The 18,380-nt window shown below is 62.4% G+C and carries 17 protein-coding genes; 9 read left to right on the top strand and 8 right to left on the bottom strand.

The window, feature by feature from the left end; translation table 11 throughout:
* Positions 1 to 32 precede the first annotated feature (32 nt).
* The 6 genes from ACIQLI_RS10515 to ACIQLI_RS10540 all read right to left on the bottom strand — a co-directional run bounded on the left by ACIQLI_RS10515 (position 33) and on the right by ACIQLI_RS10540 (position 7,606).
* On the bottom strand, positions 33 to 107 hold the full coding sequence (locus ACIQLI_RS10515) for a 50S ribosomal protein bL37 (protein WP_369299106.1): 75 nt from the start codon (positions 105 to 107) through the stop codon (positions 33 to 35).
* A 113-nt stretch (positions 108 to 220) separates the two neighbouring features.
* Positions 221 to 835 carry a PadR family transcriptional regulator gene (locus ACIQLI_RS10520; RefSeq protein ID WP_400387896.1) on the bottom strand — a complete coding sequence of 205 codons (615 nt, stop codon included), beginning with the start codon at positions 833 to 835 and terminating at the stop codon, positions 221 to 223.
* A complete protein-coding gene (locus ACIQLI_RS10525; RefSeq protein ID WP_400387899.1) occupies positions 835 to 1,683 on the bottom strand; it encodes a DUF4097 family beta strand repeat-containing protein in 849 nt (282 codons plus the stop codon). The genes ACIQLI_RS10520 and ACIQLI_RS10525 overlap by 1 nt, the downstream gene beginning before the upstream one ends.
* Positions 1,684 to 1,765: 82 nt before the next feature.
* Positions 1,766 to 2,875, bottom strand: coding sequence for a serine hydrolase domain-containing protein (locus ACIQLI_RS10530; RefSeq protein WP_400387902.1), 1,110 nt, complete (start codon positions 2,873 to 2,875; stop codon positions 1,766 to 1,768).
* Between the two features lie 194 nt (positions 2,876 to 3,069).
* Positions 3,070 to 3,669, bottom strand: a complete 600-nt coding sequence (locus tag ACIQLI_RS10535; protein ID WP_207593932.1) for a GDSL-type esterase/lipase family protein — start codon at positions 3,667 to 3,669, stop codon at positions 3,070 to 3,072.
* A gap of 139 nt (positions 3,670 to 3,808) precedes the next feature.
* Positions 3,809 to 7,606, bottom strand: coding sequence for a multifunctional oxoglutarate decarboxylase/oxoglutarate dehydrogenase thiamine pyrophosphate-binding subunit/dihydrolipoyllysine-residue succinyltransferase subunit (locus ACIQLI_RS10540; RefSeq protein WP_089595569.1), 3,798 nt, complete (start codon positions 7,604 to 7,606; stop codon positions 3,809 to 3,811).
* A gap of 501 nt (positions 7,607 to 8,107) precedes the next feature.
* Between ACIQLI_RS10540 and ACIQLI_RS10545 the strand changes: the two genes are divergently transcribed.
* The 5 genes from ACIQLI_RS10545 (at position 8,108) to ACIQLI_RS10565 (ending at position 13,495) form a co-directional block, all read left to right on the top strand.
* Positions 8,108 to 9,460 carry a hemolysin family protein gene (locus tag ACIQLI_RS10545; RefSeq protein WP_354228273.1) on the top strand — a complete coding sequence of 451 codons (1,353 nt, stop codon included), beginning with the start codon at positions 8,108 to 8,110 and terminating at the stop codon, positions 9,458 to 9,460.
* Complete coding sequence (locus tag ACIQLI_RS10550) at positions 9,457 to 10,527, top strand: hemolysin family protein (RefSeq protein ID WP_400387907.1); 1,071 nt, start codon at positions 9,457 to 9,459, stop codon at positions 10,525 to 10,527. Before ACIQLI_RS10545 ends, ACIQLI_RS10550 begins: the two co-directional genes overlap by 4 nt.
* Positions 10,528 to 10,632: 105 nt before the next feature.
* Positions 10,633 to 11,634, top strand: a complete 1,002-nt coding sequence (locus ACIQLI_RS10555; RefSeq protein WP_400387910.1) for a metal ABC transporter solute-binding protein, Zn/Mn family — start codon at positions 10,633 to 10,635, stop codon at positions 11,632 to 11,634.
* 136 nt (positions 11,635 to 11,770) lie between these two features.
* Positions 11,771 to 12,604 carry a metal ABC transporter ATP-binding protein gene (locus tag ACIQLI_RS10560; RefSeq protein WP_354228279.1) on the top strand — a complete coding sequence of 278 codons (834 nt, stop codon included), beginning with the start codon at positions 11,771 to 11,773 and terminating at the stop codon, positions 12,602 to 12,604.
* Positions 12,605 to 13,495 carry a metal ABC transporter permease gene (locus tag ACIQLI_RS10565; protein WP_089595564.1) on the top strand — a complete coding sequence of 297 codons (891 nt, stop codon included), beginning with the start codon at positions 12,605 to 12,607 and terminating at the stop codon, positions 13,493 to 13,495. It begins immediately after the preceding gene.
* Here ACIQLI_RS10565 and ACIQLI_RS10570 read toward each other — a convergent pair.
* On the bottom strand, positions 13,492 to 13,959 hold the full coding sequence (locus ACIQLI_RS10570) for a Fur family transcriptional regulator (RefSeq protein WP_089595563.1): 468 nt from the start codon (positions 13,957 to 13,959) through the stop codon (positions 13,492 to 13,494). The genes ACIQLI_RS10565 and ACIQLI_RS10570 overlap by 4 nt on opposite strands.
* 94 nt (positions 13,960 to 14,053) lie before the next feature.
* Here ACIQLI_RS10570 and ACIQLI_RS10575 point away from each other — a divergent pair, with 94 nt between their 5' ends.
* The gene (locus ACIQLI_RS10575) at positions 14,054 to 14,707 is read left to right on the top strand and encodes an MBL fold metallo-hydrolase (RefSeq protein ID WP_354228282.1); all 654 of its coding nucleotides are present in this window, start codon (positions 14,054 to 14,056) and stop codon (positions 14,705 to 14,707) included.
* Here the strand turns inward: ACIQLI_RS10575 and ACIQLI_RS10580 are convergent.
* Positions 14,704 to 15,786 (bottom strand): PLP-dependent cysteine synthase family protein, encoded by a 1,083-nt coding sequence (locus ACIQLI_RS10580; RefSeq protein WP_354228284.1) that lies wholly within the window; start codon positions 15,784 to 15,786, stop codon positions 14,704 to 14,706. The genes ACIQLI_RS10575 and ACIQLI_RS10580 overlap by 4 nt on opposite strands.
* Before the next feature lie 70 nt (positions 15,787 to 15,856).
* Between ACIQLI_RS10580 and ACIQLI_RS10585 the strand changes: the two genes are divergently transcribed.
* Genes ACIQLI_RS10585 through ACIQLI_RS10595 form a run of 3 tightly spaced genes read left to right on the top strand, consistent with a single transcriptional unit; the run spans position 15,857 to position 18,335 of the window.
* Positions 15,857 to 16,765 carry a sulfurtransferase gene (locus tag ACIQLI_RS10585; protein ID WP_400387917.1) on the top strand — a complete coding sequence of 303 codons (909 nt, stop codon included), beginning with the start codon at positions 15,857 to 15,859 and terminating at the stop codon, positions 16,763 to 16,765.
* Positions 16,762 to 17,910, top strand: coding sequence for an NAD(P)-dependent alcohol dehydrogenase (locus ACIQLI_RS10590; protein WP_400387920.1), 1,149 nt, complete (start codon positions 16,762 to 16,764; stop codon positions 17,908 to 17,910). Before ACIQLI_RS10585 ends, ACIQLI_RS10590 begins: the two co-directional genes overlap by 4 nt.
* Entirely contained in the window at positions 17,907 to 18,335 is a 429-nt protein-coding gene (locus ACIQLI_RS10595; RefSeq protein WP_354228290.1) for an HIT family protein, read from the top strand. The genes ACIQLI_RS10590 and ACIQLI_RS10595 overlap by 4 nt, the downstream gene beginning before the upstream one ends.
* The last annotated feature ends 45 nt before the right edge of the window (positions 18,336 to 18,380 follow it).

Raw genomic sequence — 18,380 nt, forward strand, 5'->3', positions numbered from 1 at the left:
CGCTCTTAAGCCTGTGACACTAAGCCGCTGGCTTAGGTGTTGGGACGCTTGCCGTGGTTCGCGCCGCCGCGCTTACGGTCACGACGCTTACGTGCACGCTTGCTCATAGCTGGCCTCCTTCAATGATTGATACTCAATAGAGCTGCCCTCCAGTTTCGCACATCCGGGTGCCGGGTCGCGAACCGGGAACGGTGTTGCGCCGGTTGAAGCCGCCTCCGCGTCAACTCCGCAGCGAATTCCTGATCGAGATGCGCGCCTGGTCCAGTACCGTTCGCACTGTTTCCAGCGCCAAAGGCGTCAGCGGTTGTGAGGCACCGTGCAGACGCAGCTCCACCCGGATATCGTCCCTGAATGCCTGGACCATCAGCTCGGCTTCCTTCACCAGGCGTTGGCCCTCAGGGGTGTAGCCGCCGGACCGGCTCCGGAAAGGTGCTGAGGTCGCAGTGGTGCGGGCCGCTTCAGCAGTGGCGGCGAGGTCCGCCCGCAACCCCCGCATATTGGTCCTGATGTCTTCTCGCAAGTTGTCGGCGAGCCGCCTGACAGAGGCGGAAATGGTGTTTTCGACGTCGGCCAACTCGTCCCTTCGGCCTTCAAGTTCGGCGATGCCCGCGGCGGTGATGAAGTATTTGGTGCGGCGGCCCTCGATTTCGGTGGCTACCAGGCCCTCTTCCTCCAGCTTGCCCAGGCGCGGATAGATGGTTCCTGCGCTGGGGGAGTACGTCCCGCCAAACCGGTCGCCCAAGGCTTTGATCAGTTCATAGCCGTGCTTGGGGCCTGCTTCGAGCAACGCCAGCAGGTACAGGCGCAGGGCTCCGTGTGCAAAGACGGGAGGCATTAGAGGCCTGCTTCCCCGGGGACCTGGTGGTTGTTGTCCGTTGCCGGTGCTGACCCGTGCATGATGTAGGTCTTGCCGGATACCGTGTTGGTGCGCAACAGCATGAGCTTTTCGTCCGGGCCGACAATCGTGTGCACGTTGCTGCCGGGCTGGGCATACATCTGGTCGTCGATCACTACGGTTCCGCTGGCTGACTTGGCCACAATGTCCAGGCCGACGTCGTGGGGAAGCCTGATGGTCAGGTCGCCGGAGACCGAGTTTGCCCCAAGGTCGTTGGTGTAGTCCTGAAGATCGAAACTGAGGTCACCGCTGACGGTACTGGCCCGGACGTTCTTGAACTTGCCCGAAGCGGTCACCTCGCCTGAGACGCTCTTGGCGGTCAGGACGCCGTCGTGGTTCCTGGCGATGACCTCGCCGCTGACGGTGTTCACGTGCAGCTCGCCGCTGGTTCCATCTGCCATAACGGAGCCTGAGACGGTGTTCAGGCGCGTCCGTCCGCTGATCCCGGACACCAGGCCGTCGCCGCTGACCGTTCCGGCCTCGACATCCACTCCGGGCGGAAGGGCGATCCCGACAACCACTGAGTTGGTACTGGTGTTGTTGACGGTGCCCATCAGGTTGCGGAACCATCCTTGCGGCCCTTGCAGCTGGTGGCGCACTTCCAAGCGGCCATCCACGAGGGTCACCGTGAGGGGGTCGCCGGTGATTTCGCTGATTTCAATGCGGACAGAAGGCTCGTCGTGGGTCATGACGTCAAAGCGGCCCTTGACGATTCCCAGCTTGAGAGAGCGGACATCGTCCACATCAATGGTTTGCGGACCGGTCACGGTCCATAGTTCCTCAGACATGATCCCTCCAGATTGCGATATATCGCGTTTGACAAGCTCACGATATATCGCGAATGGCCTGGAAGCAATGGTGTTCCGGCAATCAGGGAGCCGGTCGGTACACCTTGCCGATCAACGTGCGCGCGATGGTGGTGGCGGGATCCCGCCCGTCTGCGGCGGGGGCCAGGTTGGTCCATACCACCAAGGTGACGGAGTTGACGGGGTCGTTTCCCATGAAGGTATTGAACCCCGGCAGCTCGCCGGTGTGCCCGTACAAATTGCCGAACTTGGCAATGCCCAAGCCGTACGAAGCCCCGCCGGGATTGTCCGGATTCGTGGGGGTGACGCTGTCAAGCCTCTTCTGCTGGAGTTCCGGCTTCAGGAGCTTTCCGTTGACGAGGGCCTCGCCCAAGATCTTCAGATCTGCTGCTGTGGAGATGCCCGACCCTGCGGCCCATGCCCAGGACGGATTGCCGTCAGTGACATCGTTCGGCGCCAGGTCGCCGGCCATTGCTTCCTTCTGCATCTGATCGGGAAGGGCAGGATTGGTCATGGTTAAGACGTTGTCCCCATAGAAATAGCCGTGGGGATGGGGCTCCGGAATGGCACTGGAAGAAAGCTCGGGAAAGACCGTCCCTTTTAATCCAAGTGGCTCGAAAATCCGCTCCTTGAACAGGGTTGGAAGGGTCTTGCCCTCGACTTTTTCGGAGATCAAGCCCAGAAGAACCGTATTCGTGTTGGAGTAGTGAAATCCCTGCCCCGGGGCAAAATACGGTGGGTGCGCGAAGGCCAAGGCGAGGAGTTCTTCCGGCTGCCAGACTTTTTGCGGATCCTGGTCCATGGCTGTGTTGAGCTCGAGTGTTTCGGTGTAGTTGAACAGGCCGCTGCGCATGGTCAGCATCTGTTCGACGGTGATCGCGTCTCCATTGGGGACGTCGGGACGGTACTTGGACACCGGATCTTCCAGTGCAAGCTTGCCTTCCTGCACCAGTTGCAGGACCACGGTGGTGGTCCAGGTCTTGGTGACCGAACCCACCCTGATGTGGTCCTCGGCGGATACCGCACGGTCAGCGCCGCGGGTCCCTGTTCCGTAAGACGCGGTCAGTGATCCACCGGGAGTCTGCAACAGCACCATGGCACCTGGCACCAGGAGTTCTTTTGCTGTCCGTTCGAATTCCGCACGCAGTGTCGCAGCGTCGAAAGGCTGCAGCATTGCAGACGTCGGAGATGACAGGGATGATGTCGTCGCGGCGGGCGATGACGCCGCTGACTCCGTTGATGACGCTGTTGATGACGAGGTTGGCGGAGCCGGCGGGCCGGAACTGCAGGAGACTGTGGCTGCCAGAGCCGCGGCGGTGACCACTGTGAATGCTGCTCTGACAGAAACCTGCATGTTCCGCGTCATGGCTACTCCGGTTGAGCGATATTAAGCCATTGGAACCAGCCGCGGTGCAGGACGAGCCACGCGATCAATCCGTAGCCGGCCTGGCCAGGTGTTCCCCCATTGGCTGCGAGGTCCGTCCTCCACTGCTCATGATTGAGCAAGGGAGAGAACGTGTCAACGTAGTGGTGGTTGCGTCGCGTGGTGACATCGGCAAAGGCTGTGTTGAGTTCTGCGAGCCGTTTGTTCCGTGCCGGGTCCAGCGTGGGCGGCGGCCCCACCACAAAGACCTCCACGCTGCTGTGCGAGGCACCGTCGAGGATGTTGGCCAGGTTCAGGCGGCTGCGGGCCGTGGACAGGCCAAACTCGAGGTCGCGGCCCGAAAGCCCGATCACCAGGCGGTTCTCATGGGTGTCGCTGAAACGCCTTCCTGCTTCGTCCTGCCACCGGGCTGCCAAGCCCTCCGTGCCTTCCATGGGGCAGGGGAGCGGGAAACTCTCCACTACGACGGCGTCCTGGGGCGTTCGGGCCAGCACTCGTCCGAGCCAACCCAAGGCGCGGGGATCCCCCAGGCCCGCGAGCAGTTCATCTCCTACAGCTGCGATACGCAGCTTCCTGTCTTCCACGGTTACCTCTTCACACTCGTTACGGTCCTTGCACGGTTTGCCGGATCATCGGCCGGTAATGGAACCGGATACCTGTCCCATTAAACAGAACTGCCCGGCCTGAGGGGCGCATTCGCTCCTCAGACCGGGCAGTTTCGCTTTACTTGCGTTCGAACGCCTGCTTGATCAGGGCATCCTGCTCAGCGGCGTGGCGCTTCATGGAACCGGCAGCCGTGGAGGCCGAGGCCGGACGCGACACCAAGCGGAGCTTGCGGTCCAGCTCCGGTGCCAGGTTCAGGCCCATGAACGGCCACGGACCCTGGTTGGCAGGTTCGTCCTGCGCCCAAACGATGTCAGCGTTCGGGTACTTGGCCAACTCTGCGTCAATCTCAGCCTTGGGCAGCGGGTACAGCTGCTCAACGCGGATGATGGCAGTGGAGGTATCGCCGGACTTCTGTCGGTTGGACAGGAGGTCGTAGTACAACCGGCCCGAGACCAGAATGACGCGGTCCACGTTGGCAGGCTGAACCTCGGGATCGGCAATGACCGGCCGGAAACCACCCGTAGTGAAGTCTTCGACGGCGGATGCGGCGCCCTTGAGGCGGAGCAGCTGCTTCGGTGTGAAGATGATCAACGGCTTGCGGGGACGGCTGTAGGCCTGGCGGCGCAACAGGTGGAAGTGCGAGGCAGCGGTGGTGGGGTTGGCCACGATCATGTTGTCCTCGGCGCACATCTGCAGGAAGCGCTCAATGCGTGCAGATGAGTGGTCCGGTCCCTGGCCTTCGTATCCATGCGGAAGCATGAGCACCAGAGACGAGCGCTGGCCCCACTTCTGTTCAGCCGAGGAAATGAACTCGTCAATGATGGTCTGCGCACCGTTGACGAAGTCACCGAACTGCGCTTCCCACAGGACCAAGGCATCCGGGCGCTCCACCGAGTAGCCGTATTCGAAGCCCATGGCCGCGTATTCGGAGAGCAAGGAGTCGTAGATCCACAGCTTGGCCTGGTCATCGGACAGATTGCCCAGCGGCAGCCACTCGTTGCCGTTGGCACGGTCGTGGAAGACAGCGTGACGCTGTACGAACGTGCCGCGGCGGGAGTCCTGTCCGGCCAAACGGACCGGCACACCCTCCATGATCAGCGAGCCAAAGGCCGCGATCTCGCCGAAGCCCCAGTCGATGCCGCCTTCACGGGACATTTGCTCACGCTTCTCCAGGAGCTGCTTCAGCTTGGAGTGGACCGTGAAGCCATCCGGAATTTCCAGATGCGCCTTGCCAATGCGGGCAAGGGTCTCAGCCGAAATGGCAGTGGACGCCGGGGAATTGGTCCCGAAGTCGGCCTGCTGGGCGATGGGACGCTCGATGTCCGAGACGGCTGCGGAATCCGCCGTGATGATCGGAATCGGGGAGGTCTGCGCTGCGTGCGTCTCAGCGAAGACACGCTCAAGGCGCTCCTGGTAGTCGCGGAGCAACTGCTCTGCTTCTTCCTCGGTGATGTCACCGCGGCCGATGAGCGACTCGGTGTACAGCTTGCGGACGGAGCGCTTGGCTTCGATCAGGTTGTACATGAGCGGCTGCGTCATCGAGGGGTCGTCGCCCTCGTTGTGGCCGCGACGGCGGTAGCAGACCATGTCGATGACAACGTCCTTGTGGAAACGCTGACGGAACTCGTAGGCGAGTTGTGCAACACGCACCACGGCCTCGGGGTCGTCGCCGTTCACGTGGAACACCGGTGCCTGGATCATCTTGGCTACGTCAGTGGAGTACGTGGACGAACGCGATGACGACGGCGCCGTGGTGAAGCCAACCTGGTTGTTGACAATCACGTGGATGGTACCGCCGGTGCGGTAGCCACGCAGCTGCGAGAGGTTGAGGGTTTCAGCCACAACACCCTGGCCGGCGAACGCGGCGTCACCGTGGACCATGATGGGCAGGACGGGGAACGACTCGCCCTGATCCAGCCTGTCCTGCTTGGCGCGGACGATGCCCTCAAGGACGGAGTCCACAGCTTCGAGGTGGGACGGGTTGGCGGCGAGGTAGACCTTGGTCTGCTTGCCGTTGTCCGAGGTGAAGGTGCCTTCCGTACCGAGGTGGTACTTGACGTCACCGGAGCCCTGCACGGAGCGCGGGTCCTGGGTACCTTCGAATTCGCGGAAGACCTGTGCGTAGGTCTTGCCGGCGATGTTGGTCAGCACGTTGAGGCGGCCGCGGTGGGCCATGCCGATGGCAACCTCGTCGAGACCGTCGTCGGCAGCATCCGAGATCACGGCGTCGAGCAACGGAATCAGCGACTCGCCACCCTCCAGGGAGAATCGCTTCTGACCAACGAACTTGGTCTGCAGGAATGTTTCGAAAGCTTCTGCTGCGTTGAGCTTGGAAACGATGCGCAGCTGCTCTTCACGGCTCGGCTTGGAGTACGGGTGCTCCAGCTGGTCCTGGAACCACTTGCGTTCTGCAGGTTCCTGGATGTGCATGTACTCGATGCCCGTGGTGCGGCAGTATGCGTCACGCAGGACCCCGAGGATATCGCGGAACTTGAGCTGCGGCTTGCCACCGAAACCGCCGGTAGGCCATTCGCGGTCCAGGTCCCAGAGCGTGAGGCCATAGGTCAGGACATCGAGGTCCGGGTGCTTGCGCTGGACGTACTCCAGGGGATCGGTGTCCGCCATCAGGTGACCGCGGACGCGGTAGGAGTGGATCAACTGCTGGATGCGGGCAACCTTGTTGATCTCATCGGCAGGATCCACCTGGAGGTCCGGGCTCCAGCGGACAGGCTCGTAGGGAATACGCAGAGCTTCGAAGATCTCGTCATAGAAGTTCTGCGCACCGAGCAGGAGCTGGTGGACAAGCTTGAGGAACTCGCCGCTGCCGGCGCCCTGGATGACCCGGTGGTCATAGGTGGACGTCAGCGTGAGGATCTTGCTGATGGCGTTCTGGGCGATGATCTTCTCGCTGGCGCCCTGGAACTCCGCGGGGTAGTCAAGGGCGCCGACGCCGATGATGGCGGCCTGGCCCTTGGAGAGGCGGGGCACGGAGTGTACGGTGCCGATGCCACCGGGGTTGGTCAAGGAGACCGTGGTCCCGGCGTGGTCGTCTGCCGTCAATTTGCCGTTGCGGGCGCGCTTGATCAGGTCCTCATAGGTGTGCCAGAACTCAGCGAAGTCCATGGTCTCGGCCTTCTTGATGTTGGGAACCATCAGGAGGCGGGTGCCATCGGGCTTGGGCATGTCAATGGCAATGCCGAAGTTGACGTGTGCGGGCTGCACAGCGCTGGGCTTGCCATCGATTTCGTCGTAGTAGACGTTCATCGACGGGAACTGGGACAACGCACGGACCACGGCGTAGCCGATGAGGTGGGTAAAGGAGACCTTGCCACCGCGGGCACGGGCAAGGTTGGAGTTGATGACCACCCGGTTGTCAATGAGCAGCTTGGCGGGAACTGCGCGGACACTCGTGGCGGTAGGTACTTCAAGGCTTGTCACCATGTTGGTGGCGATGGCCTTTGCCGGACCCCGGAGGACTGAAACTACATCTTCCTCAGGTGCCGTGGGCGCCTTGGTGCTCTTGGGCAGCTGGGCAGGAATGGGCTGTGCCGTGGTTCCGGCAGCGGGCTTCTTTGCTCCGTCCCGGGCAACGGTGGCCGGTGCTTTCTTCGCCGGGGCGGGTGCCGCCGGTGCAGCCGGTTCCGCAGCAGCGGCAGGAGCGGCCGGCGCCGGTGCCGGAGCCGCTGCAGCCGGGGCTACCACGGGAAGTACTTGGGTGGGTGGATTGGCAGCTGAAGGCGCTGCGGAGGTTCCGTTGGAAGAAGTGCCGTCAGCAGAAGCAAAGGATTCAAAGAGCGGCCACCACTTGGTGTCGACCGAATTCTTGTCCTGTTGGTACCGCTCGTACAGTTCGTCAACGAGCCACTCGTTTCCGCCAAATTCCTCTGGTAGACGGTGGCTGGGCTGCTCTGGCACTTGAAATACGCCTCTTCCATGAGTGTTGTTTTCCCGCTGGCCAAAGTTGCTTTTCCGCAACGATGGGACAGGGTCCGGGTCCCGCGAACTCAGACCCCTGACAGTCTAGTTAGGATCGTTGGTTAACTGCCAATAGTGGTGACCTAAATCATGTTGCGGCTGACTTAGTGGCGTGACACTTCTTTTTTTGTCGCAGAGTTGTCGCAGAGACCGGCCTGCTGTTGGAGGTGCCCGGGGGCTGGACTGTAGACTGAAAGTCTTATGGACAGTAAATCTAGGTGCCGGCCTGGGAACTGTCGGGGGAGCCAATCTGGCAACTCCGCACAGCGTGCCCGTCGAGCCGGCAATACCCGTTCACATGCCCATCACTCGCCGGCGCTCACAGCCGGTGGTTCCTCGGACCGTGCGTCCGCGGGACCCGACCAGCCTCCGCCGGGGCGAATCCCCCCGCGTAAGGCGCCCTCCCCATTGCACGCGCCCACTCATGGAGTGATGCGCTAAGTGGAATGGATTCTTCTCCTTGCCGGGTTTGCCTTGATCCTTGGCACCGGCTTCTTTGTAGCAGTTGAGTTTTCCCTGGTGGCGTTGGACCAAGCCAGCGTCCAGCGTGCGGTTGATAACGGCGATCATGCTGCCGCCCCGCTGCTGAAGTGCCTCAAGTCGCTGTCCACGCAGCTCTCCAGTTGCCAGCTTGGGATCACCCTGACCACGCTGCTGACCGGCTTCGTCATGGAGCCCTCCTTGGGGCAACTTCTTGGGGGTCCGCTTGCGTCCCTGGGGCTTGGCCCGGATGCAGCGCATTCAGTGGCCTTGATCCTGGCGATGGCTGTCGCCACCCTCTTGTCGATGCTGATCGGCGAACTGGTTCCCAAGAACATGGCCATCGCCCTTGCGTTCCCTTTGGGCAAACGCCTTGCCCGCCCCCAGCTGATGTTCACGGCCGTTTTCAAGCCGGCCATCGTGGTTCTTAATGGGTTCTCCAACAAGGTGCTGAATCTGTTCGGCCTTGAAGCCAAGGAAGAGATCTCCGGGGCAAGGACCCCCGCAGAACTGGCCTCCTTGGTGAGGCGCTCCGCTGAGCTGGGGACTTTGGACGCAGGGACCGCCAACTTTGTTGCCCGCACCCTGAACTTCTCCGGCCGCACGGCGGCAGACGTCATGACACCGCGTATCCGCATGGAAACGATCGACGCCGACCAGCCTGTGTCCGACATCCTCGACGCCGCACGGCGCACCGGATATTCGCGGTTCCCCGTTATTGGTGATTCCACGGACGATATCCGCGGTGTGGTGCACGTCAAGAAAGCCGTGGCTGTCCCGGCGGAGCGCCGAGCCAAGCTCGAGGCCGGTGCGATCATGACCGATGTCCTGCAGGTTCCGGAAACCATTCACCTGGATGCGCTGCTTTCCGAATTGCGGGAGGGAAACCTGCAGTTGGCCGTCGTGCTGGACGAGTACGGCGGAACTGCAGGAATCACCACCCTTGAGGACCTGGTGGAAGAGATCGTCGGTGAGGTCGCTGACGAGCACGACAAAGTCCGCCCGGGAGTGCTCCAGAGCGCGTCCGGCGACTGGTACTTCCCGGGGCTTTTGCGGCCGGATGAGGTTTCCGAGCAGATACCCAACCTCACGGTGCCTGACGAGTCCGCGTATGAGACTGTGGGCGGCTACGTCATGAGCCAACTGGGCCGCATTGCCAGGACGGGGGACGTCGTGGACACGCCAGGCGGCACGCTCACGGTGACCAGAATGGATGGCAGAAGGATCGACCGGATCTGTTTCCATCATGTGGAGTCGGATGAGTCCACTCCGGAGAACGCGGAGAACCCGCGTCATGAAGCGGGTGCGGTATGAGCGACTGGGTAGGAATTGCCTGGCTCGTCGTTCTCCTGATCGGCAACGCCTTCTTCGTCGGTGCCGAGTTTGCCGTCATGTCTGCACGCCGCAGCCAGATCGAGCCCTTGGCCGAAGCCGGATCAAAGCGCGCGCAGACAACACTGCGCGCCATGGAAAACGTTTCTTTGATGCTTGCCTGTGCTCAACTGGGCATCACCGTCTGCTCCCTGTTGATCCTTCAGGTTGCCGAACCGGCCATCCATCACTTGCTGGCCGAGCCCCTTGAGTTGGTGGGCGTTCCGGTTGAGCTGGCGGACATCATCGCCTTTGCGATCGCCTTATTGTTCGTCACGTTCCTGCATGTCACTTTTGGCGAGATGGTTCCCAAGAACATCTCGGTTTCCGTGGCCGACAAGGCCGCACTGTTGTTGGCCCCGCCGTTGATGTTCATTGCACGCCTGGTGAACCCCATCATCTGGACCCTGAACTGGCTGGCCAACCACATTCTTCGGCTGATGAAGATCGAGCCCAAGGACGAGGTGTCCTCCTCGTTCACGCTGGAGGAGGTGCAGTCGATCGTTCAGGAGTCCACACGCCATGGTTTGGTGGACGACGAAACTGGCTTGTTGAGCGGTGCACTGGAGTTCTCGGAGCACACGGCTTCGCACATCATGGTTCCCCTGGACAAATTGGTGGTGCTCAAGACTGCCTCTACTCCGGTGGACCTGGAAAAGGCGGTCAGCCGGACGGGATTCTCCCGTTTCCCCATGGTGGACGACGACGGCGAACTCGCCGGCTACCTGCACGTGAAGGACATCCTGTCCATCCCGGACGAGGGCCGACGGCATCCCATCGCCGAGGGGCGCATCCGTTCCTTTGCCAACCTTGCGCCGGACGACGAAATCGAGCAGGCCATGTCCGTCATGCAACGGACGGGATCGCACTTGGCCCGCGTCATCGGCGCCGACGGAGAAACCCAGGGTGTCCTCTTCCTGGAGGACGTCATTGAACAGTTGGTTGGTGAGATCCGCGACGCCACGCAGGCGACCGGTATCCGCCGCTACGGAGATCAACAGGTCAAGTAACACCACGGACAAGGCCGGCGCCGATCGCATCTGATCGGCGCCGGCTTGGTCTAAATAGGAATCATTCCCATTTAGGGCTACACTTGAATCTGCCAGTAATTGTGTTTGATTCTCATTTTGAGTAGATCCGAGGTTCTCGTGCGTCGTTCCGCCGCCCGCCTGTCCATGGCCGCTTCCGCGGCCCTTGCCGCCCTGTTTCTTTCTTCCTGCGCCGGGACAGCAGGGGCAAGCGACCCGTCGTCGTCCGGTGCCATTGAAGTAGTCACCTCGACTAATGTCTACGGTGATGTCGTGAAGGCAATTGGCGGGGACAAAGTCAACGTGAACGCCATCATCACCAAGACCAGCCAGGACCCGCACTCCTACGAGGCAAGTGCCCAGGACAAACTGGTCATTTCCAAGGCCAAACTCGTGGTGGAGAACGGCGGAGGCTATGACGAGTTCCTCCACAAGATTGCTGATGAGACCAAGGTCGGCCACGAGAACATGATCAGCGCCGTGGAAATCTCCGGGCTCGCCCCGGAAGAAGAAGCCCACAGCGAGGAATCCCACAGCGAAGAAGGCCACACCCACAACCACGGCGAGTTCAATGAGCACGTCTGGTACAGCCTGGACACCATGGGCAAGCTCGCCGATGCAGTCGCTGCCAAGCTCGGCAGCCTGGATGCGGGATCGGCAGCGACCTTCACAGCCAATGCCGAAACCTTCAAAACCAAACTCGCCGACCTCACCGGAAAGCTCGACGCCGTCAAGGCCGCAAACGACCATGCGCCGGTAGCTGTCACCGAGCCCGTGCCCTTGTACCTCCTGGAAGCTGCCGGGCTGGAAAACAAAACTCCCGAGGCTTACAGCGCTGCCATTGAAGAGGAAACGGATGTCCCGGCCGCCGTATTGAAGGAAACCACGGACCTGGTCACTGCCAAATCCGTGCGGTTCCTGGCGTATAACGAGCAGACCGAAGGGCCCCAGACGGAAGCCGTCAAGCGGGCCGCGGAAGCTGCCGGCGTGCCGGTGGTGAACTTCACCGAGACGCTGCCTGACGGCAAGGATTACGTCCAGTGGATGTCCGACAACGTGGAGTCGGTTTCCTCCGCACTCAAGAAGTAGCAGTTCCGGACACCCGGTATGCGGTGAAGGGCCCTGCCAACGTCCTAAGATATTCAGGATGGCTGCGGGGCCTTTTGCCTGCCACCAGCACGGCCGCGAGTACCAGCGGCACCACTGACTGCGTCTCCAGTGACGCATGGATCGAGGACAACTTTTGACACCGGTAGTGAGCCTCCGTGGAGCGAGCCTTCAGTTCGGCAAGAGGGCGCTCTGGCGGGATCTTGACCTCGACATCAATCCCGGCGAGTTCTTCGCTGTCCTGGGACCCAACGGCAGCGGCAAGACCAGCTTCCTGAAGGTTCTCCTTGGGCTTCAGGAACTGCATTCAGGAACTGTTTCCTTGGGTGGCCACCCGGTGGAGCGAGGCAGCAAGCGGATCGGCTACATCCCGCAGCAAAAGTCGTTTGCTCCAGACACGCCCTTGCGCGCACGGGACCTGGTGGGCTTGGGGATCGACGGGCACCGGTGGGGCATGCGGCTCTCGGCCGGGAAGGTCAACCCGAAGATAGACGAATTACTCGAGTTGGTGGGAGCTTCCGACTACGCGAAGGTGCCCGTGGGGCAACTGTCCGGCGGCGAGCAGCAGCGGCTCAGGGTGGCCCAAGCACTGGCCACAGAGCCGCAGGTCCTGCTGTGCGACGAACCGCTCCTCTCCTTGGATCTGCACCACCAGCAGGGCGTCAGCTCGCTGATCAACAAGCAATGCCATGAGCGGAACAGCGCAGTGGTATTCGTGACCCACGAGATCAACCCGGTGATCGACTATGTTGACCGGGTCCTCTACCTGGCCGGCGGACAATTCCGTGTAGGCACGCCCCAGGAAGTCATGACCACGGAAGTCCTTTCTGAGCTGTACAACAGCCATGTGGAGGTCATCCACGCCAACGGAAGGATCGTCGTCGTCGGCCTCCCTGACGCAACGACGCACTTCCATGACGATGCCCATGCAACCGCCGGGGAGGAGTTCTAGATGGACCTCGACACCATTCTGCAGACCATTTTCAACTTCGAGAACTACGGCGAGTTGCTGGTCCTCGTCCAGAACTCCATTTGGGCTGGAGCCGTGCTGGGGCTGCTGGGCGGGTTGGTGGGCACGTTCGTGATGAAGCGGGACCTGGCTTTCGCTGTCCACGGCATTTCGGAACTGTCCTTCGCCGGCGCTGCGTTTGCCTTGCTGATCGGCGCAGACATCATCTTCGGCTCCTTGGTCGGCTCAGTGGCGGCCGCTGTGCTGCTGGGCTTCATGGGCGTCCGGGCGCGGGACAAGAACTCCATCATCGGTGTCATCATGCCGTTCGGCCTGGGGCTGGGCATCCTTTTCCTGGCACTCTATGAGGGCCGCGCTGCCAACAAGTTCGGACTGCTGACCGGCCAGATTGTTTCAGTCGACACCGTGCAGTTGCAGGTTCTTGCGGGAACCGCAGTGGTGGTGATGATCGCCTTGGCGGCAATTTGGCGGCCGCTGAGCTTTGCCAGTGTAGACCCCGAAATGGCGGAAGCCAGGGGTGTGCCGGTTCGTGGCCTGGCCATTGGCTTCATGGTGCTGCTGGGCGTCAGTGTGGCGCTGTCCATCCAGATCGTCGGCGCCCTGCTGGTCCTCGCGTTGCTGATTACGCCGGCAGCAGCTGCGCTTCGGGTGACCACCTCACCCAGGTTGGTGGTCGTGCTGAGCGTGGTTTTCGCAATGACGGCTACCGTCGGCGGAATCCTGCTGGCCCTCGGCAGCCGGATTCCCATCAGTCCGTACGTCACCACGCTGTCATTCCTGATCTACGTGGTGTGCAGGGTGATCGGACGGGTCAGGGCCAACAGGGGCCTCAACGGCAGGGTGTCGCGGGATCAGCCGGCAGGCGCCCTCTAGAGAGTCCCGGCTGCCTTCTTCGCAGTGCACTCGGGGCACAGCCCGAAGATTTCCACGGTGTGGGCCACCTCAGTGAAGCCATGTTCCGACGCCGTTCGTGCTGCCCAGGTCTCGACGGCGGGCGCCTCCACTTCAACGGCCTTGCCGCAGTTGCGGCACAGCAGGTGGTGGTGGTGCCCGGTGACGTTGCAGCGTCGGTAAACCGCTTCGCCTTCACCGTTGCGGAGGACATCGATGAGTCCGTCGTCAGCCAACGACTGAAGGATGCGGTACGCGGTGGCCAGGGACACTGAAATGCCCTTGTTTTGCAGCAGGCGGTACAGCTCCTGGGTGCTGACGAAGTCATCCAATTCGTCCAGTGCGGCGCTGACGGCCAAGCGCTGCTTGGTAACGCGCTGCTCCTTGACACCGCTGGTGGCCGGCGCCGAGGGGCCGGTCGTGGCGGAATTGGTGCCGTGTGGCATTGAAGGACTCACTTCCCTGGGGATGCTGGCAAACCCCAATTTTACCAGCAGGGCAGGCTTGGAAACTGTCAGCCGGTGGTCCTAGGCTTTGGTCATGTTGCTCACCAAATACACCCACGCTTGTGTCCGTTTGGAGAAAGACGGGAACGTTCTGGTCATCGATCCCGGGACCTTCTCAGAATCCGGAGAAGCGTTGAACGGCGCCCACGCAGTCCTTATTACGCATGAGCACAATGACCACATTGACCGGCCCGCCGTGGTGTCCGCGCTCCGGAGCAACCCCGGGCTTGAGGTCCATGCTCCCGCCGGGGTTGCCGCAGCCCTGCGGGAGGAAGCCGACGTCGCAGCCCGCGTCCACACGGCTGAGCCGGGCTCCGGCTTCGATGCCGCTGGGTTCAGCGTACGCACGTTCGGCGGCCAGCACGCGGTGATCCATGCACAGATCCCGGTGGTGGCCAACATTGGGTACCTGATCGATGACAACGTGTTCCATCCTGGGGATTCTTTCGTGGTCCCGGACGGGATTGATGTCAAAACTCTCCTGGTGCCCATCCATGCTCCGTGGTCCAAGGTGGGGGAGGTGGTCGATTTCGTCATCTCGGTCCGTGCACCCCGGGCGTTCCCGGTCCACGACGCCCTGCTTAACGAACTGGGGCGGGGCATTGTTGAAGGCCATGTGACCCGAATCGGCGCCCGTTACGGGACCAGTTATCAGCGTCTTGCTCCACGCGAATCGGTGGAGGTCTAGCCGGTCCACACCCCTGTGCGGTGGAACCGCTCCAAAACTGCCTCGTGCGGTGCAGGGTCCAGCCCTTTCGCCGCAAGCCACCCGGCGTCGTAGTAGCTGCCCGCATAGCGGTCGCCGCCGTCGCACATCAGCGACACAATGCTGCCCCGTCGACCCTCGGCAACCATCCCGGCCACCAACTGCCACACGCCCCACAGATTGGTCCCCGTGGAGGGACCGGCATGCAGGCCCGTGAGTTTCCGGAGGTGGCGCATGGCGGCTACCGAGGCGGCATCCGGCACTTGGATCATGTGGTCGATGACCGCGGGAACGAAGCTCGGCTCGGAACGTGGCCGGCCAATGCCTTCGATCCTGGATGGCTGACCCGTTGCCGCGGCGGCGTCTCCGTCGCGCCAGGCGGGGTAGAAGGCCGAGTTTTCCGGGTCCACCACGGCAAGACGGGTGGAGTAGCGGTTGTACCGAAGATAGCGGCCAATGGTGGCGCTGGTTCCACCGGTGCCCGCTCCCACGACGATCCACTCCGGGACAGGGTGTTCCTCCAGCGCGAGCTGATCGAAAATCGATTCGGCGATGTTGTTGTTGCCCCTCCAGTCCGTGGCGCGTTCTGCGTGCGTGAACTGGTCCATGTAGTACCCGCCGGAGGTTTTCGCTGTCTCTTCGGCCACCGCGTACACCTCCGAGGCGTGGTCCACCAGCAGGCAGGCACCGCCGAATTCCTCGATCAGGGCAATCTTTTCCGGGCTGGTGGTTTTTGTCATCACCGCGATGAAAGGCAGTCCGATGAGCCGTGCAAAATAGGCCTCGGAGACTGCCGTGCTGCCGCTCGAGGCCTCAACTATTGTGGTGCCCTCGGTGATCCAGCCGTTGACCAGTCCGTAGAGGAACAAGGACCGGGCCAGGCGGTGCTTGAGGCTGCCGGAGCGGTGGGTCGATTCGTCCTTCAGATACAGCTGGACGCCCCAATGGTCCGGGAGGGGGACCGCATAAAGGTGCGTGTCCGCCGAACGGTTGTTCTCGGCCTCGATTTTGCGGATGGCCTCGCTGGCCCATGCCCTGTCCTGAATGCACGAATTGCTCACCGGATAAGCCTAGGCTGGAAACCGGGCGCCGGCAGCAACGGGGCCTTGCCTCAGGAATGAAGGAGAAAAGATGTCCACGCTGATAAGTGCCCCCGAACTGCGCCATCGCCTCGATTCAGGGGAGCGGACCGTGCTTCTGGATGTCCGTTGGGTGCTCGGCCGGACGGACGGGCACAGCGAGTACCTGGCGGGGCACCTCCCCGGAGCGGTGTTCGTGGACCTCCCCACAGAGCTTGCCGACCATGCGCAGCCAGGCCAAGGCCGGCATCCGCTGCCCTCCACGGACCGGTTCCAGGACGCGGCGCGGCAATGGGGCATCAACGACGGCGATACCGTGGTTGCGTACGACAACAGCGGGAGCATGGCCGCCGCCCGCGTTTGGTGGATGCTGCGAAATGCGGGTTTGGAATCCGTCTACCTGCTCGACGGCGGCCTCGCCGCCTGGCGCGCCGGCGGTCACCCTGTGGAGGCAGGCGAGGAAAGGCCGGTCGTCGGAAGTGTTTCCCTGGGCGACGGAAGCCTGCCTGTCATCAACGAAGCCGAAGCCGCGCAGTGGCACCAGGGCGGAGTACTGCTCGATGCCCGGGCGGGGGAGCGCTACCGGGGCGAAGTGGAGCCGATTGATCCACGGGCAGGGCACATCCCCGGCGCCGTGAGCGCCCCCACCACAGAGAACCTCGCACCCGACGGAACATTCCTGCCGGCCCAAGAACTCCGCCGCCGTTTCGAAGCGTTGGGCGTGGACGGCTCGTCCACTGTGGCGGTCTATTGCGGTTCCGGCGTCACAGCGAGCCATGAAATCGTGGCGCTGCACATCGCCGGATACAAGGCCGCCTTGTACCCGGGATCTTTCTCGCAGTGGTCCAACAACCCCGGCAATCCGGTGGCCGTGGGCAGTGAGCCGTTGGAGGAACGCTCGGTGGACGGCGTGGGACCGAGTGGCAGAAGCGCCGCTGCCGGGAGTAGCGTCGGATCATGACTCCAGGACGCCCCGTGCCCCCGCCCCTTGCCAAACCCATCACCCTGGACACCGGTGAAACCGGAAGTACCACCCTGGCTGCAGCGTACGGTGCCACGTCCCCGGACAGCGGCCTGGTGCCCCTGACCCTTGCCAGGCGGGCACCCACCGCAGATGACGTAGAGATCGCGATTGAGTTTTGCGGGCTGTGCCACTCCGATGTTCATGCGACGCGCGGTGAATGGCGGGTTCCTCCGTACCCGCTGGTGCCGGGCCATGAAATTGTTGGCCGGGTGACCCGCGTGGGCTCCGCCGTGAAGGAATTCACGCCGGGCGACCACGTGGGTGTCGGCTGCTTGGTGGACTCCTGCCGCGAATGCGAGAGCTGCCTTGAAGGCCTGGAGCAATACTGCGAGCGGGGCAACATCGGCACGTATGGGGCCGCCGACCCCCGTCACGATGACGCCATCACCCAAGGCGGCTACTCGACGTCGGTAGTGGTGGACCGGCGCTTCGTGCTGCGTGTTCCCGAAGCACTTGACCCGGCAGCGGCAGCCCCTTTGCTGTGTGCCGGGATTACCACCTACTCTCCGCTGCGGTATTTCGAGGTGGAGGAAGGCGACGCCGTGGGCGTGGTGGGCTTGGGCGGCCTGGGACATATGGCAGTGAAGATCGCCAAGGCCATGGGAGCGGAGGTGACAGTTTTCACCACCTCTGAATCCAAGTTTGACGCTGCCCGGGAGCTGGGCGCCGACCACGTGGTCCTGTCCAAGGATGCCGAGGCCATGGAAGCCGCCAACAGAAGCATTGACGTCATTATTGACACTGTTGCTGCACCGCACGATCTCAACCCCTATTTCCGCACGCTTCGCCTGGACGGGGCGCTCTTCCAGCTGGGCCTACCCGCGGATGATATGCCGCCCGTCAGCCCCGGGCTGCTCATCCGCCGCCGGCTCGCGTACGCGGGGTCGTTAATTGGCGGCATCGAGGAAACTCAGGAAATGCTGGACTTCTGTGCCGAACACGGCGTTGCCAGCGACATCGAACTTGTGCGGGCCGACCAGCTGAACGAAGCCTATGACCGCATGGTGGCCGGCGACGTGAAGTACCGTTTCGTTCTGGACACCTCAACACTCCAGGACCCATCCGAAAGGGCAGACGCATGAGCACACTGTTCACCAAAATCATCAACGGGGAGATTCCGGGCCGCTTCGTCTGGAAGGACGAGGAAGTGGTGGCTTTCCTGACTATCGCACCGCTGACGCAAGGGCACACTCTGGTGGTGCCGCGTGAAGAAGTAGACTCATGGACCCACGCGAGCCCCCAGCTGCTGGCCAAGGTCATGGATGTTGCGCAAAGCATCGGAAAGGTCCAGGAAGACCTGTTTGACGCCAAGAGGGTAGGCGTTCTGATGGAAGGCTTCGAGGTGGACCACTTGCATGTCCACGTGTGGCCGGCCTACTCCACCGCAGACTTCGAGATCCACAACGTGGACCACAATCCGGATCCCGCCGTCATGGATGCCACGGCCGTGAAGCTTCGTGCTGCCTTGCGGTCGGCCGGGCATGGGGATGCTGTCCCGCAGGACTGAGACCTTCAACAAAGTTAACCCGGCGGTGCTGAATCAGCGCCGCCG

Source organism: Paenarthrobacter sp. NPDC091669 (assembly GCF_044756725.1).
Taxonomy (GTDB): Bacteria; Actinomycetota; Actinomycetes; order Actinomycetales; family Micrococcaceae; genus Arthrobacter; species Arthrobacter bambusae_C.